Source organism: Bacillus sp. FSL K6-0255, from assembly GCF_045040725.1.
GTDB lineage: Bacteria > Bacillota > Bacilli > Bacillales > Bacillaceae > Bacillus > Bacillus subtilis.
In genome coordinates this window covers 3,756,733-3,771,912 of the sequence record NZ_CP150278.1, presented here as the reverse complement: position 1 = coordinate 3,771,912, position 15,180 = coordinate 3,756,733, and the positions used below count along the sequence as shown (strand labels likewise).

The 15,180-nt window shown below is 46.7% G+C and carries 14 protein-coding genes; all 14 read left to right on the top strand.

Annotated elements, in window-relative coordinates; genetic code table 11:
• Positions 1 to 16 precede the first annotated feature (16 nt).
• The gene (locus MHB62_RS19650; RefSeq protein ID WP_003243878.1) at positions 17 to 1,186 is read left to right on the top strand and encodes a DegT/DnrJ/EryC1/StrS aminotransferase family protein; all 1,170 of its coding nucleotides are present in this window, start codon (positions 17 to 19) and stop codon (positions 1,184 to 1,186) included.
• A complete protein-coding gene (locus MHB62_RS19645; RefSeq protein ID WP_003243179.1) occupies positions 1,187 to 2,056 on the top strand; it encodes a GNAT family N-acetyltransferase in 870 nt (289 codons plus the stop codon).
• Positions 2,056 to 3,177 (top strand): N-acetylneuraminate synthase family protein, encoded by a 1,122-nt coding sequence (locus tag MHB62_RS19640; protein ID WP_003243135.1) that lies wholly within the window; start codon positions 2,056 to 2,058, stop codon positions 3,175 to 3,177. Before MHB62_RS19645 ends, MHB62_RS19640 begins: the two co-directional genes overlap by 1 nt.
• Positions 3,170 to 3,892, top strand: coding sequence for a spore coat polysaccharide biosynthesis protein SpsF (locus MHB62_RS19635; RefSeq protein WP_003243421.1), 723 nt, complete (start codon positions 3,170 to 3,172; stop codon positions 3,890 to 3,892). Before MHB62_RS19640 ends, MHB62_RS19635 begins: the two co-directional genes overlap by 8 nt.
• Positions 3,893 to 3,894: 2 nt before the next feature.
• Complete coding sequence (locus MHB62_RS19630; RefSeq protein WP_003244190.1) at positions 3,895 to 4,914, top strand: PseG/SpsG family protein; 1,020 nt, start codon at positions 3,895 to 3,897, stop codon at positions 4,912 to 4,914.
• Between the two features lie 24 nt (positions 4,915 to 4,938).
• Entirely contained in the window at positions 4,939 to 5,679 is a 741-nt protein-coding gene (locus MHB62_RS19625; RefSeq protein ID WP_003243368.1) for a sugar phosphate nucleotidyltransferase, read from the top strand.
• Positions 5,679 to 6,626: a dTDP-glucose 4,6-dehydratase gene (gene rfbB / locus MHB62_RS19620; RefSeq protein WP_003244201.1), complete on the top strand. Its 948-nt coding sequence runs from the start codon at positions 5,679 to 5,681 to the stop codon at positions 6,624 to 6,626. Before MHB62_RS19625 ends, rfbB begins: the two co-directional genes overlap by 1 nt.
• Before the next feature lie 13 nt (positions 6,627 to 6,639).
• Positions 6,640 to 7,491 carry a dTDP-4-dehydrorhamnose reductase gene (rfbD, locus tag MHB62_RS19615; RefSeq protein ID WP_003242585.1) on the top strand — a complete coding sequence of 284 codons (852 nt, stop codon included), beginning with the start codon at positions 6,640 to 6,642 and terminating at the stop codon, positions 7,489 to 7,491.
• The gene (locus tag MHB62_RS19610; RefSeq protein ID WP_003242881.1) at positions 7,484 to 7,939 is read left to right on the top strand and encodes a dTDP-4-dehydrorhamnose 3,5-epimerase family protein; all 456 of its coding nucleotides are present in this window, start codon (positions 7,484 to 7,486) and stop codon (positions 7,937 to 7,939) included. The genes rfbD and MHB62_RS19610 overlap by 8 nt, the downstream gene beginning before the upstream one ends.
• A gap of 323 nt (positions 7,940 to 8,262) precedes the next feature.
• Positions 8,263 to 8,727: a biofilm surface layer hydrophobin BslB gene (gene bslB, locus MHB62_RS19605; protein WP_003242493.1), complete on the top strand. Its 465-nt coding sequence runs from the start codon at positions 8,263 to 8,265 to the stop codon at positions 8,725 to 8,727.
• Positions 8,728 to 8,903: 176 nt separating this feature from the next.
• Entirely contained in the window at positions 8,904 to 10,178 is a 1,275-nt protein-coding gene (gene rocG, locus MHB62_RS19600) for a glutamate dehydrogenase (protein ID WP_003227482.1), read from the top strand.
• Between the two features lie 226 nt (positions 10,179 to 10,404).
• Positions 10,405 to 11,952, top strand: a complete 1,548-nt coding sequence (pruA, locus tag MHB62_RS19595; RefSeq protein ID WP_003243454.1) for an L-glutamate gamma-semialdehyde dehydrogenase — start codon at positions 10,405 to 10,407, stop codon at positions 11,950 to 11,952.
• Positions 11,953 to 12,025: 73 nt separating this feature from the next.
• Positions 12,026 to 13,726 (top strand): M20 family metallopeptidase, encoded by a 1,701-nt coding sequence (locus tag MHB62_RS19590; RefSeq protein WP_003227487.1) that lies wholly within the window; start codon positions 12,026 to 12,028, stop codon positions 13,724 to 13,726.
• Positions 13,726 to 15,138: an amino acid permease gene (locus MHB62_RS19585; RefSeq protein ID WP_003244348.1), complete on the top strand. Its 1,413-nt coding sequence runs from the start codon at positions 13,726 to 13,728 to the stop codon at positions 15,136 to 15,138. The genes MHB62_RS19590 and MHB62_RS19585 overlap by 1 nt, the downstream gene beginning before the upstream one ends.
• The last annotated feature ends 42 nt before the right edge of the window (positions 15,139 to 15,180 follow it).

Sequence of the window (15,180 nt, the reverse complement as noted above, 5' to 3'; positions counted from 1 at the left end):
ATAGGAGCGCAAAGAAATGGTGCAAAAGAGAAATCATTTTCTCCCTTACTCATTGCCGTTAATCGGTAAGGAAGAAATTCAGGAGGTTACAGAAACGCTTGAATCGGGATGGCTCTCTAAAGGCCCGAAGGTTCAGCAGTTTGAAAAAGAGTTTGCCGCGTTTGTCGGGGCGAAGCACGCCGTGGCGGTGAATTCATGTACCGCAGCTTTATTTTTGGCTTTGAAAGCAAAAGGGATTGGGCCCGGGGACGAGGTCATTACCTCTCCGCTTACGTTCAGCTCGACCGCCAATACGATTATTCATACGGGAGCGACGCCTGTGTTTGCGGATATTGACGAAAACACGCTCAATATTGACCCGGTAAAGCTTGAGGCGGCCGTCACACCGCGAACGAAAGCAGTTGTGCCCGTCCACTTTGGCGGGCAGTCCTGCGATATGGATGCAATATTGGCTGTTGCCCAAAATCATGGTTTATTCGTGCTGGAGGATGCGGCACATGCGGTATATACGACTTATAAGCAAAGAATGATCGGTTCTATCGGGGATGCAACGGCATTCAGCTTTTACGCCACCAAAAACCTCGCGACAGGGGAAGGCGGCATGCTGACGACTGATGATGAGGAGCTTGCCGATAAGATACGGGTGCTAAGCCTTCACGGCATGAGTAAAGCCGCATGGAACCGTTATTCTTCAAATGGCAGCTGGTACTATGAAGTCGAATCGCCCGGCTATAAGATGAATATGTTTGATTTGCAGGCGGCCCTCGGACTTCATCAGCTGAAACGGCTGGATGATATGCAGAAACGGAGAGAAGAGATTGCCGGCCGCTATCAAACCGCTTTTCAGCAGATTCCTGGGCTGATCACGCCGTTTGTCCATGATGACGGCAGGCACGCCTGGCATCTATATGTTCTGCAAGTTGATGAAAAAAAGGCCGGGGTTACGCGCAGCGAAATGATTACGGCTTTAAAGGATGAATACAATATCGGCACTAGCGTTCATTTTATTCCAGTACACATTCATCCGTATTATCAAAAGCAATTTGGATATAAGGAAGCGGACTTTCCGAATGCCATGAATTACTATAAACGAACCCTTTCTCTCCCGCTCTATCCATCAATGTCTGACGATGATGTAGATGATGTCATTGAAGCTGTGCGGGATATCGTAAAAGGGGCTGATTAAGTGTATACGGTAAAAGAAAATGTCTCCAAAGAGGCAATTGAGGAATTTCTCCAAAGCAGAAAGCTTACATTGGATGTTCCGTATCAATTTTCCCTCGGCCTTTTTGAAAACAGCAGGCTCCAAGGCGTATTGCTTTACGAAGATTCTTTGTGGGAAAGCAAGGTGCTTCAGAAGAAAGTCATGAACGTCAAACTTCTTGCGGCAAATAGTACCGGGCAGCTAAAGAGGCTGTTTGAAGCTTTTTATACTGTACGCCAAATGGATGAAACGGATTTTATCTTTGTCCGTGTTCCGGCTGAAGATATCGGAGCCGCGCATGTGATACAACAGCAGCCATCCTCTTACTTTGTCGGGAGTTTGCTGAAGCTGGCGATGCCTCCGTCTTTTTATGACAAAACACCGCCATTTTTTGAACTGGGCCCGCCTGAGCCCGGAGACACAGAAGCGATATGTGAGCTGGCCCGAGACTCGTTTACAAAAAGCAGATATTTTCAGGATCCTCATCTCAGCCGCGATGCAGCAAACGAAATATTTCAGGAGTGGACACGAAACAATCTGAATGGAAGGGCGGCGGTCAATATTGTCGCTAAACACAATGGCGAGGTCATCGGCTATCTTCAGGGCTTATCAAGAGATGATGAGTGCATTCTCGATTTGATGGCTGTAAAGCCGGGATTTGAAGGGAAACGTATTGCGTTTCATTTATTGGCGAATCTCATAGAACAACCGGAGACCCAGAAGCATAGAACGGTAACAGCGGGGACGCAGCTTCACAATGTAAGGGCGATCCGCCTTTATGAACGAATGGGCTTCACCGCTGAACAATCGTATTACTATTATCATATTTGGCCGGGCAAGGAGGCGAAATAATGGCAGCGTTTCAGATCGCGAATAAAACTGTAGGCAAAGACGCTCCTGTTTTTATTATTGCTGAGGCGGGGATTAATCATGACGGGAAGCTTGATCAGGCTTTTGCGCTGATAGACGCCGCGGCGGAAGCGGGAGCGGATGCCGTGAAATTTCAAATGTTCCAAGCTGATAGGATGTACCAGAAAGATCCTGGTTTGTACAAGACGGCAGCGGGCAAGGACGTCTCTATTTTTTCTTTGGTTCAATCTATGGAAATGCCTGCTGAGTGGATTTTACCGCTATTGGATTACTGCCGCGAAAAGCAGGTGATCTTTTTAAGTACGGTATGTGACGAGGGGTCAGCTGATCTGCTTCAGTCTACCTCGCCGAGCGCTTTTAAAATCGCATCCTATGAAATTAACCATCTCCCGCTGCTTAAATATGTCGCCCGGCTGAACAGGCCGATGATTTTCTCGACAGCCGGAGCTGAAATCTCTGATGTTCACGAAGCTTGGCGCACCATCAGGGCAGAGGGAAACAATCAAATTGCCATAATGCATTGTGTGGCGAAATACCCAGCACCGCCGGAGTACAGCAACCTCAGCGTCATTCCGATGCTTGCCGCCGCTTTTCCTGAGGCGGTAATCGGCTTCTCCGATCATAGCGAGCATCCGACAGAAGCGCCGTGTGCCGCGGTTCGGCTCGGAGCAAAACTGATAGAAAAGCATTTTACGATCGATAAAAATCTGCCGGGTGCTGACCACTCGTTTGCATTAAATCCGGATGAATTGAAAGAAATGGTCGATGGCATCAGGAAAACGGAAGCTGAGCTGAAACAGGGGATCACAAAGCCGGTCTCTGAAAAACTGCTTGGCAGTTCATACAAAACAACGACCGCCATCGAAGGAGAAATCAGAAACTTTGCATACAGAGGCATTTTTACAACAGCTCCGATTCAAAAAGGTGAAGCCTTTAGTGAAGACAATATCGCAGTGCTTCGGCCCGGACAAAAGCCGCAGGGGCTGCACCCGAGATTTTTTGAACTGCTGACCAGCGGTGTTCGGGCTGTAAGAGACATTCCAGCCGACACAGGCATTGTCTGGGATGACATTTTACTGAAGGACAGCCCGTTTCATGAATGATATTCTCTTTATCATTCAAGCAAGAATGGGTTCAACAAGGCTTCCGGGAAAAGTGCTTCGGCCGCTCGGATCGAATCGTTTACTTGATATTCTCGTTCACCGTGTCCGGCAAAGCGCGTTTTACCAAAAGGATCGGGATAATCTTGTCATCGCCACGTCTGACAAAGAAACTGACGACATATTAGAGGCGCACTGTATCAAACAAGGCTTTCGTGTTTTCCGCGGGAGCGAAGAACGTGTCCTCGATAGGTTTGTGAAGGTCATAGAAGCTGTTAAACCGTCAGTCATCATCCGGTTAACAGGTGATAATCCGTTTGTCGATCCTGAGCTGCTCGATGTAATGATTCAGGCGCATTTTGATCAAGGCTCGGATTATACGTATATCCTGAATGCCCCATTAGGGATTTGCGGCGAAGTGGTCAACGCCAACCTGTTAATTGACATCAGCCGTATTCAGGCTTTGGAGGATCAATATCAGGAGCATGTCACGTTATATATAAGGAATCATCCAGCTCTTTATCGTGTTCAGTTTTTAGAGGCGCCGGAACGATTTCGCGCCCCTCAATATCGGCTGACCATTGATACAAAGGAAGACTATGAATCGATAAAGGCCCTCTATCAAAAAGCAGGCGAGCGCCCCGATGTATCCGCCTCAGAGCTTATCACCCTTCTGAACCGGAACCCCGATGCGGCAACCGAACGAGAGGCTGACTAGCCATGCATGTTGGGATCTTCGCAGACGGCGGCTATGAAAAGGGAATGGGCCATGTTGTCCGGATGAAGAGGCTTGCGGAGGGGCTCAAACAGCGATGCTTGATTACGTTTTATACGAATCAGGATTCTGAAGCGTTTCTTCATGAAGAGCATTGGCAGGTCATCGTAAAGCCGGAGCTGCAGCAGCACGAATTTATTCTCCGGGAAATAAAAAGCAAGAAGCTTGATTTGCTTTTGTTTGATATTCTAGGCGCGCCTGCAGAGCTGTTAAAGAAAATAAAGACGGAGACAGATGCGAAAATTGTTCTTTTTGAAGAGAAAAACGGTAAATCGATTCAATATAGTGACGCAGTCATTAACGGAATTTACGGTGACATCAGAAGCAGGGTGTACGTTCAGGGAAACACACGCATCTATGAAGGTCCGGACTATCTTATTCTTCACCCCGCCTTTCAGGCCGCAAGAGAGGATTACACACTTAAGAAAGACTGCCGCAATATCCTTGTTGCATTAGGAGGAAGTGATCCGAAGCAGCTTATTTTTAAAGTGCTGGCTGCCGCTGATCAAGTCCCCGACATAAAAGACAAAAACATGATGTTTGTGATGGGGAGCGCTTCACCGCATCAAGAGGCAGTCCGAAGGCGGATCGAAAAGAAGCCGCAGTACAAGATGATCGAACAGACAAATGATATGGCAGGTTTGATGAAACAAGCGGACGCAGCCATTGTCGCTGGCGGCATCTCTCTATATGAAGCCATTTGCATCGGCGTGCCGTGCCTTGTTCTTTCTCAGGTTGAGCATCAAACGGCTACAGCCAAAACATTTGCTGACCAAGGCGCCGCTCTTGATCTTGGATTGGGTGAGCTTGTACCGGATGAAACACTCATCTATCAGATGTCACGCATTATGAGCAGCTATCCTCTTCGCCTTTCTTTGCACAAGGGAGGAAGGCCGCTCGTGGATGGCAAAGGCATTATACGGGTAACAGCTATTCTTCAAGATTTATATGAACAAGAGATATAAAAATGCATGTAAGGAAGTGTTAATGTGAAAGGTGTTATTTTAGCCGGAGGAAACGGCTCACGCCTTATGCCCTTAACGAAAGCCGTCAACAAGCATTTGCTTCCTGTAGGCCCGTATCCGATGATATACTGGTCGATTATGAAGCTGCAGGAAGCCGGAATAAAAGACATTTTACTCATCAGCCAAAAGGAGCATATGCCGCAATTTTACAAACTGCTTGGGAACGGGGAAGAGCTTGGCGTTACTATCACTTATCAAGTACAGCCGGCAGCATCGGGCATTTCGGATGGGCTGTCTTATGCAAAGCGCTTTACGAAAAAAGAGTCTTTCATTTTATTATTAGGTGATAATATATTTGAAGATTCATTAAAGCCTTATACAGAACGCTTTGAACAGCAGGGGAAAGGAGCAAAAGTGCTTCTGAAAGAAGTTGATGACCCGGAACGTTTCGGGATTGCTGAGATTGATGAGAAAAACAAGCGGATTCGTTCCATCATCGAAAAGCCCGAACAGCCACCGACCAACCTTTGTGTTACCGGCATTTATATGTATGATGCAGAGGTGTTTTCATATATTGAACAAATATCACCATCAAAGCGCGGCGAGCTGGAAATCACCGATGTGAATAATCTATACATCGAAAACAGCCAGCTTACGTATGATGTGTTATCAGGCTGGTGGGTAGATGCCGGAACTCACGAATCGCTTTATCTCGCTTCCCAGCTTGTACACCAGGCTTTACGGAAAGGACAGGACGAAAAGTGATGGCAAAATCATATTTAATTACAGGCGGGGCCGGCTTCATCGGGCTCACGTTTACAAAGCTCATGCTGAGGGAAACGGATGCGCGCATTACCGTTTTAGATAAACTGACGTACGCCAGCCACCCGGAGGAAATGGAAAAATTAAAGCAAAACAGCCGTTTTCGCTTTGTAAAAGGGGACATCAGCGTTCAGGAGGATATCGACCGCGCTTTTGACGAGACCTACGATGGCGTCATTCACTTCGCAGCAGAATCGCATGTGGACAGAAGCATTTCCCAAGCGGAGCCGTTTATCACCACAAATGTCATGGGGACATACCGATTGGCGGAAGCGGTCTTGAAAGGAAAAGCCAAGAAGCTGATTCATATTTCAACAGATGAGGTATACGGGGATTTAAAAGCGGATGATCCCGCGTTTACAGAAACGACGCCGCTTTCTCCTAATAACCCATACTCAGCCAGCAAAGCAAGCTCTGATTTGCTCGTGTTGTCTTATGTGAAAACCCACAAGCTTCCGGCCATCATTACACGATGCAGCAACAATTACGGACCTTATCAGCACAGCGAAAAAATGATTCCGACGATTATCCGTCATGCGAAGCAGGGCCTGCCTGTTCCGCTGTATGGCGATGGACTCCAGATCCGAGACTGGCTGTTTGCGGAGGATCATTGCCGCGCGATCAAGCTGATTTTAGAAAAAGGGACCGACGGCGAGGTGTATAACATCGGCGGCGGAAATGAACGCACGAATAAAGAGCTGGCGAGTGTCATTTTGAAGCATCTGGGCTGTGAGGAATTGTTCGCCCACGTGGAAGACCGAAAAGGGCATGACCGGCGCTATGCGATCAATGCATCAAAGCTGAAAAACGAACTGGGCTGGCGGCAGGAAGTGACGTTTGAAGAAGGCATTGCGCGTACGATTCAGTGGTATACAGACAATGACCGATGAGAAGGTGATCTGATTGACAAAGGTATTGGTGACTGGGGCGGGAGGACAGCTTGGCTTGGAACTATGCCGCCAGCTGAAGCAAGCCGGATATGAGGTCATTGCGTTAACAAAGAAGATGATGAACATTGCTGACCAGCGCTCAGTACGGCATTCGTTTGGCCATTATCAGCCGGATATCGTGGTCAATAGCGCCGCGTTTACGTCGGTTGATCAATGCGAGAAAGAGCTTGATAAAGCGTACTTGATTAACGGAATCGGCGCTTATTATACAGCGCTTGAGTCAACCCGCATCGGAGCTCAATATGTTCATATCAGCACGGACTATGTATTCAATGGGAAAGGAACCCAGCCATATAGGGAAGACGATCCCCTCGATCCGAAAACCATTTATGGCAAAAGCAAAAGGCTCGGAGAAGAACTGATACGATTAACGACAAAAGACAGCACGATCATCAGGACATCGTGGGTGTACGGACATGGCGGCAGTAATTTCGTTGAAACCATGCTGAAACTTGCTGAAACGAAACAAGAGCTTCGGGTTGTCAGCGATCAAATTGGTTCGCCGACTTATACGAAGGATTTAGCAGAAGCGGTCATCAAGCTGTTCAGCCATCCGCCGGGCATCTATCATGTCAGCAATTCAGGCATATGCAGCTGGTATGAGTTTGCGACGGCAATTATGGAAGAAAGCGGGCTGGAAACAGCCATTTTGTCTGTAACGACAGAGGAATACGGGAACAAAACGCCCCGTCCGGCATACTCTGTGCTGAGCCATCGGGCTATTGAAGAAGCCGGCATCCGCCCCCGCCACTGGCGGGAAGCGTTACGAGAGTATTTGCAGGAAAGGAGCAGTGCGTGTGATTGATGGAGTCAAGGTGAAAAAATTGATGAAGCATAGCGATGACAGAGGCTTTTTTGCTGAGCTGGTCCGGGACGATGAGAATCTCCTTGAGCATTTTGGGCAGGCCTCTTGGTCGAAAAGCTATCCGGGTGTGATTAAGGCATTTCATTATCATGAGAAGCAGGATGATCTCTGGTTCTTCCCAACCGGCCACGCTCAGGTTGTCCTATACGATCTTCGAGAGGATTCAAAGACAAAAGGAGAAACGGACGTCTATTATATGGGCGAAGACAACCCGATGCTGTTATTAATCCCAAAAGGGGTGGCTCACGGATATAGAGTGCTGGGAGAGACGCCGCTGACAATTATCTATTTTACCACCATGTCGTATAACCCGGATCAGCCTGATGAAAAAAGAATTCCGTGGGATGATGAGACGATCGGTTTTAACTGGAACACTGAATTCAGATAAAAATAGGAACGTGATCAATCGAAGAGCAGAGGCATCTTCGACTTTTTTTGCCCTTTTTTAAAATAGGATAAAAGATATAAAATGTCAGGCAGATGTTACTAGAAAAAGAGAGGGAAATCGTCCATTTGAACCTTGTATAAACAGGAAGGAATTCTCATTGAATTCCAAGTGTTAATATTCCTTAAAAAACATTTACTTCCATGGAAAATGATGATAGATTAATTTTTAAGAAAAAGAACTGGTAATTCGCGAATTATGAAAAAGCGCTTTTTCTGCAGAGGACGCTCTGGCCAAATTTCAACAATCAATTAGGGGGAAATGTCATGCTAAAAAGAACTTCATTCGTATCTTCATTATTCATCAGTTCAGCTGTTTTACTATCAATCTTACTTCCTTCGGGCCAAGCTCATGCACAGTCTGCATCAATCGAGGCAAAAACAGTTAACAGCACGAAAGAGTGGACCATTTCTGATATTGAAGTGACATATAAACCAAATGCGGTGCTTTCTCTTGGAGCGGTAGAATTTCAATTTCCTGACGGGTTTCATGCTACGACAAGAGATTCAGTGAATGGAAGAACACTGAAAGAAACACAGATTTTAAACGATGGAAAAACAGTCAGACTCCCGCTTACGCTTGATTTGTTAGGCGCATCCGAATTTGACCTTGTCATGGTGCGTAAAACTCTTCCTCGCGCAGGCACTTACACGATTAAAGGCGATGTAGTAAACGGTTTGGGAATCGGCAGTTTTTATGCTGAAACGCAGCTGGTGATTGATCCCCGTTAATCGATAGATTTGTAGTCAGAGACTGAGATGTTTTCAGTCTCTTTTTTTGTGGATTCAAAAGCTGGTACGGATCTTGCATGATGATAAGGGTGAATCCAATGAAGAAAGGAATTGGCGGGCTGATTTTTTAAAGCGCTTACATTACAGCCGGCCAAAAAAACAATGAGGTGAAAAAGATGTCAGCAAAGCAAGTCTCGAAAGATGAAGAAAAAGAAGCTCTTAACTTATTTCTGTCTACCCAAACAATCATTAAGGAAGCCCTTCGGAAGCTGGGTTATCCGGGAGATATGTATGAACTCATGAAAGAGCCGCAGAGAATGCTCACTGTCCGCATTCCGGTCAAAATGGACAATGGGAGCGTCAAAGTGTTCACAGGCTACCGGTCACAGCACAATGATGCTGTCGGTCCGACAAAGGGGGGCGTTCGCTTCCATCCAGAAGTTAATGAAGAGGAAGTAAAGGCATTATCCATTTGGATGACGCTCAAATGCGGGATTGCCAATCTTCCTTACGGCGGCGGGAAGGGCGGTATTATTTGTGATCCGCGGACAATGTCATTTGGAGAACTGGAAAGGCTGAGCAGGGGGTATGTCCGTGCCATCAGCCAGATCGTCGGTCCGACAAAGGATATTCCAGCTCCCGATGTGTACACCAATTCGCAGATTATGGCGTGGATGATGGATGAGTACAGCCGGCTGCGGGAATTCGATTCTCCGGGCTTTATTACAGGTAAACCGCTTGTTTTGGGAGGATCGCAAGGACGGGAAACAGCGACGGCACAGGGCGTCACGATTTGTATTGAAGAGGCGGTGAAGAAAAAAGGGATCAAGCTGCAAAACGCGCGCATCATCATACAGGGCTTTGGAAACGCGGGTAGCTTCCTGGCCAAATTCATGCACGATGCGGGCGCGAAGGTGATCGGGATTTCTGATGCCAATGGCGGGCTCTACAACCCAGACGGCCTTGATATCCCTTATTTGCTCGATAAACGGGACAGCTTTGGTATGGTCACCAATTTATTTACTGACGTCATCACAAATGAGGAGCTGCTTGAAAAGGATTGCGATATTTTAGTGCCTGCCGCGATCTCCAATCAAATCACAGCCAAAAACGCACATAACATTCAGGCGTCAATCGTCGTTGAAGCGGCGAACGGCCCGACAACCATTGATGCCACTAAGATCCTGAATGAAAGAGGCGTGCTGCTTGTGCCGGATATCCTAGCGAGTGCCGGCGGCGTCACGGTTTCTTATTTTGAATGGGTGCAAAACAACCAAGGATATTATTGGTCGGAAGAAGAGGTTGCAGAAAAACTGAGAAGCGTCATGGTCAGCTCGTTCGAAACAATTTATCAAACAGCGGCAACACATAAAGTGGATATGCGTTTGGCGGCTTACATGACGGGCATCAGAAAATCGGCAGAAGCATCGCGTTTCCGCGGATGGGTCTAATTTGAGAAGCCTCCGCAAAATAATTTTGCATTTGTTTTTTGCGTAAAGAGCAAAAAACGCAAAATAAATTTGCGTTCAAGATCGGAAAAAGAGAAAGGTGATCACCTGTTAGACAAATTTCTGTTCGATTCAACAAGTTTTTTCAGCAAAAGACAAGAAAATGGCATGATTCTTGCATTTTTATTCATATGCGAAGATATATTTCATAACACGAGGGGGACTACATATGACAGTCACATACGCGCACGAACCATTTACCGATTTTACGGAAGCAAAGAATAAAACTGCATTTGGGGAGTCATTGGCCTTTGTAAACACTCAGCTCGGCAAGCATTATCCGCTTGTCATAAATGGAGAAAAAATTGAAACGGACCGCAAAATCATTTCTATTAACCCGGCAAATAAAGAAGAGATCATTGGGTACGCGTCTACAGCGGATCAAGAGCTTGCTGAAAAAGCGATGCAAGCCGCATTGCAGGCATTTGATTCCTGGAAAAAACAAAGACCGGAGCACCGCGCAAATATTCTCTTTAAGGCAGCGGCTATTTTGCGCAGAAGAAAGCATGAATTTTCAAGCTATCTTGTGAAGGAAGCAGGAAAACCGTGGAAGGAAGCAGATGCGGACACGGCTGAAGCGATAGACTTTTTAGAGTTCTACGCGCGCCAAATGTTAAAGCTCAAGGAAGGGGCTCCGGTGAAGAGCCGTGCTGGCGAGGTCAATCAATATCATTACGAAGCGCTTGGCGTCGGCATCGTCATTTCTCCATTTAACTTCCCGCTCGCGATTATGGCGGGAACAGCGGTGGCAGCGATTGTGACAGGAAATACGATTCTCTTAAAACCGGCTGACGCAGCCCCGGTAGTGGCAGCAAAATTTGTCGAGGTCATGGAGGAAGCGGGTCTGCCAAACGGCGTTCTGAATTACATTCCGGGAGATGGTGCGGAGATCGGTGATTTCTTAGTTGAGCATCCGAAGACACGGTTTGTCTCATTTACAGGTTCCCGTGCAGTCGGCTGCCGGATTTATGAGCGAGCTGCCAAAGTGCAGCCGGGCCAAAAATGGCTCAAACGGGTAATTGCAGAAATGGGCGGAAAAGACACAGTGCTTGTCGACAAGGACGCTGATCTTGACCTTGCTGCATCCTCTATCGTGTATTCAGCATTTGGATATTCAGGACAGAAGTGTTCTGCGGGCTCCCGCGCGGTCATTCATCAGGATGTGTATGATGAAGTGGTGGAAAAAGCTGTGGCGCTGACCAAAACGCTGACTGTCGGCAATCCAGAAGATCCTGATACGTATATGGGTCCCGTGATTCATGAAGCATCCTACAACAAAGTGATGAAATACATTGAAATCGGCAAATCTGAAGGCAAGCTATTGGCCGGCGGAGAAGGCGATGATTCAAAAGGCTACTTTATTCAGCCGACGATCTTTGCAGATGTTGATGAAAACGCCCGCTTGATGCAGGAAGAAATTTTCGGCCCGGTTGTTGCGATTTGCAAAGCGCGTGATTTCGATCATATGCTGGAGATTGCCAATAACACGGAATACGGATTAACAGGTGCGCTTCTGACGAAAAACCGTGCGCACATTGAACGGGCGCGCGAGGATTTCCATGTCGGAAACCTATATTTTAACAGAGGATGTACCGGAGCAATTGTCGGCTATCAGCCGTTCGGCGGTTTTAATATGTCAGGAACAGACTCAAAAGCAGGCGGTCCCGATTACTTAATTCTTCATATGCAAGCCAAAACAACGTCCGAAGCTTTTTGATTTGAGAGAAATAAAATCGTGCGATTCTTTAGCGGATCGCACGATTTCAACTTTTTGATCAGGAGGACAATTTATGCAGTATACAAAAATCAGTCACATGAATCCGGCTGAAAGAGTGGAGGCGCTGACAGCATCTCTGGTCAGCCTCAGCAGCGTGAACGGCACCGTTGGAGAAGGGACAAAAGCAGATTTCATCAAAGAAGTGATCACGAGCTATCCTTATTTTCAGGAAAACCCCAGTCATGTGTGGGAACAGGCCATTCCCAATGACCCATACAAACGCAAAAATATTTTTGCGTTTATTAAAGGACATGGAGAAAGCCGAAATACAGTCATTTACCATGCCCATCTGGATACAGTTGGAATTGAAGATTTCGGCCCTTTAAAGGATATCGCTTTTGATTGTGAGAAATTGGCCGAGTATTTCAGCCGCTATGAGTTCGATCAGGATGTTCAGCGGGATGCCAAATCAGGCGAGTGGATGTTCGGAAGAGGATCTGTCGATATGCAAAGCGGCATCGCCGTGCATTTAGCCAATCTCCTGCATTTTTCGGAGAACCTTGAGACGTTGCCGGGAAATGTATTGTTTATGGCCAATCCCGATGAGGAGAGCCAGCATTCGGGCATTCTCGCCAGCATTTCAGAGCTGAACCGGCTAAAAAAAGAAAAACAGCTTCACTATTTGGCTGCTATTAATACGGATTTTATTACCCCGCTTTACGATGGTGATCAGACAAGATATATCTATACCGGAGCCGCGGGAAAACTGTTGCCTTGCTTTTACATTTACGGGCGTGAAGTCCATGTTGGCGATACACTGGCAGGGATTGACCCAAATTTCATTTCATCTGAAATCACAAGCCGTCTCCACAATAACATCCATCTGGCAGAAAAGGTTGAAGGGGAGTTGGTTCTGCCCCCATCCTGTTTGTATCAGCGTGATAACAAGGAATCCTATAATGTGCAAACGGCTGTCAGCACCAGCTTGTATTTCAATTGTTTTATTTATGAAAGAACAGCAAAAGAAATGATGGATTTGCTTATTGAAGTCACTGAGGAAGCATGCCGGGAGACAGAACAAAAATTATCAGATTATTACGAAGAATATGTAAAAAGAGCCAACCTGCCAAAGAAACATTTATCATGGGGCATTCAAGTGTATAGCCTGGAGCAATACTTAGAAAAGCTGAGAAACCGGGGAATAGATCCCGAGCAGTGTATCGAGCAGACATTCAAAGCCAACGAGCACCTTGAACTTCGCATGAGATGCTTTCAGGCAATCGAAGAGCTTCAAAAGCTTGACCCCGATCAAGGCGCAAAAGTCATTCTATTTTACGCACCTCCTTACCTGCCGCATAACTATTTGAAAGAAGATAGCGCAAGAGATCAGCTTTTGCAGCATGTGATTAAAGAAGCGGCTGACAAAACCGCTGAATCGACAGGCGAAACATTTGTCTTCAAAAAGTTTTTCCCCTACTTGGCAGACGGCAGTTTTTTATCACTGCACGAAACCGATGGCGAAATTGATTCTTTTATCAGGAACTTCCCTGGGTGGAATATGATTGGGACCATTCCGTTCAAAGACATACGCAAGCTGAATATTCCATCCATTAATATGGGCGTGTACGGAAAAGACGGCCATAAATGGACAGAACGAGTCTATAAACCGTACACATTTCATGTATTGCCTCTCCTCATACAGCAAACCACCGTTCATCTTTTGCAAAGCTACCGGATGACCATCACGGCAAAAGAACCAAAGGGGGAAGGATGATGCAGAATCATAAAAATGAATTGCAGCGCAGCATGAAAAGCAGGCATTTGTTTATGATTGCTTTGGGAGGGGTGATTGGCACTGGGCTGTTTCTAGGCTCTGGCTTTACCATTAGCCAGGCGGGACCGCTCGGCGCCATTGCCGCGTATATCATCGGCGGATTTTTAATGTATCTCGTCATGCTTTGTTTAGGAGAATTGGCTGTTGCCATGCCGGTGGCCGGATCGTTTCAGGCCTACGCCACTAAATTTCTGGGACAGTCGACAGGCTTTATGATTGGCTGGCTGTATTGGTTCAGCTGGGCCAATACAGTAGGGTTAGAGCTGACGTCAGCAGGCATTTTGATGCAAAGGTGGCTGCCCTCCGTTCCGATCTGGATATGGTGCCTCGTGTTCGGCATCGTCATCTTTTTGATTAATGCGCTCTCTGTCAGAAGCTTTGCGGAAATGGAATTTTGGTTTTCAAGCATCAAAGTGGCGGCGATCATATTATTTATTGTGATTGGCGGAGCCGCTGTGTTTGGCTTGATTGACTTTAAAGGCGGACAGGAGACACCCTTTTTGTCTAACTTTATGACTGATAGAGGGCTTTTCCCTAATGGGGTGCTGGCCGTTATGTTTACGCTGGTCATGGTAAACTTCTCGTTCCAGGGAACGGAGCTTGTCGGCATTGCGGCAGGGGAAAGTGAAAGCCCGGAAAAAACACTGCCAAAATCCATTCGAAATGTTATTTGGCGCACGCTGTTTTTCTTTGTGCTCGCTATGTTCGTCTTGGTTGCCATCCTTCCGTACAAAACGGCGGGGGTGATTGAAAGCCCGTTTGTAGCAGTACTCGATCAAATCGGCATCCCATTTTCGGCAGATATCATGAACTTTGTCATCTTAACGGCCATTTTATCTGTTGCTAATTCGGGATTGTATGCGGCGTCGCGTATGATGTGGTCACTTTCATCAAATCAAATGGGTCCCTCCTTTCTCACCAGACTGACAAAAAAAGGCGTGCCGATGAATGCCCTGCTGATTACGCTAGGCATTTCAGGCTGTTCGCTGCTGACAAGTGTCATGGCTGCAGAAACAGTGTATTTATGGTGTATCTCAATCTCGGGCATGGTGACAGTTGTCGCGTGGATGTCCATTTGTGCGTCGCAATTTTTCTTTCGCAGGCGTTTCCTGGCAGAAGGCGGAAATGTGAATGATCTGGAGTTCAGAACGCCGCTTTATCCGCTAGTCCCGATTCTCGGATTTTGTTTATATGGCTGCGTGTTGATCAGCCTTATTTTCATTCCGGATCAAAGAATTGGCTTATACTGCGGTGTGCCGATCATTATTTTCTGTTATGCATACTATCATCTAAGCATCAAAAAGCGTATAAATCATGAAACGATTGAAAAAAAGCAGACAGAGGCGCAATAGAAAAAGCTCTCCGGGAGGCCGGAGAGCTTTTTTTACGTGTTA

Bases quoted from the DNA above. Each gene is read 5' to 3' on its own strand.
- MHB62_RS19630 (WP_003244190.1), top strand. From the start codon at position 3,895: ATGCATGTTGGGATCTTCGCAGACGGCGGCTATGAAAAGGGAATGGGC.
- MHB62_RS19635 (WP_003243421.1), top strand. From the start codon at position 3,170: ATGAATGATATTCTCTTTATCATTCAAGCAAGAATGGGTTCAACAAGG.
- bslB (WP_003242493.1), top strand. From the start codon at position 8,263: ATGCTAAAAAGAACTTCATTCGTATCTTCATTATTCATCAGTTCAGCT.
- rocG (WP_003227482.1), top strand. From the start codon at position 8,904: ATGTCAGCAAAGCAAGTCTCGAAAGATGAAGAAAAAGAAGCTCTTAAC.
- MHB62_RS19590 (WP_003227487.1), top strand. From the start codon at position 12,026: ATGCAGTATACAAAAATCAGTCACATGAATCCGGCTGAAAGAGTGGAG.
- MHB62_RS19640 (WP_003243135.1), top strand. From the start codon at position 2,056: ATGGCAGCGTTTCAGATCGCGAATAAAACTGTAGGCAAAGACGCTCCT.
- MHB62_RS19585 (WP_003244348.1), top strand. From the start codon at position 13,726: ATGCAGAATCATAAAAATGAATTGCAGCGCAGCATGAAAAGCAGGCAT.
- MHB62_RS19650 (WP_003243878.1), top strand. From the start codon at position 17: ATGGTGCAAAAGAGAAATCATTTTCTCCCTTACTCATTGCCGTTAATC.
- pruA (WP_003243454.1), top strand. From the start codon at position 10,405: ATGACAGTCACATACGCGCACGAACCATTTACCGATTTTACGGAAGCA.
- rfbB (WP_003244201.1), top strand. From the start codon at position 5,679: ATGGCAAAATCATATTTAATTACAGGCGGGGCCGGCTTCATCGGGCTC.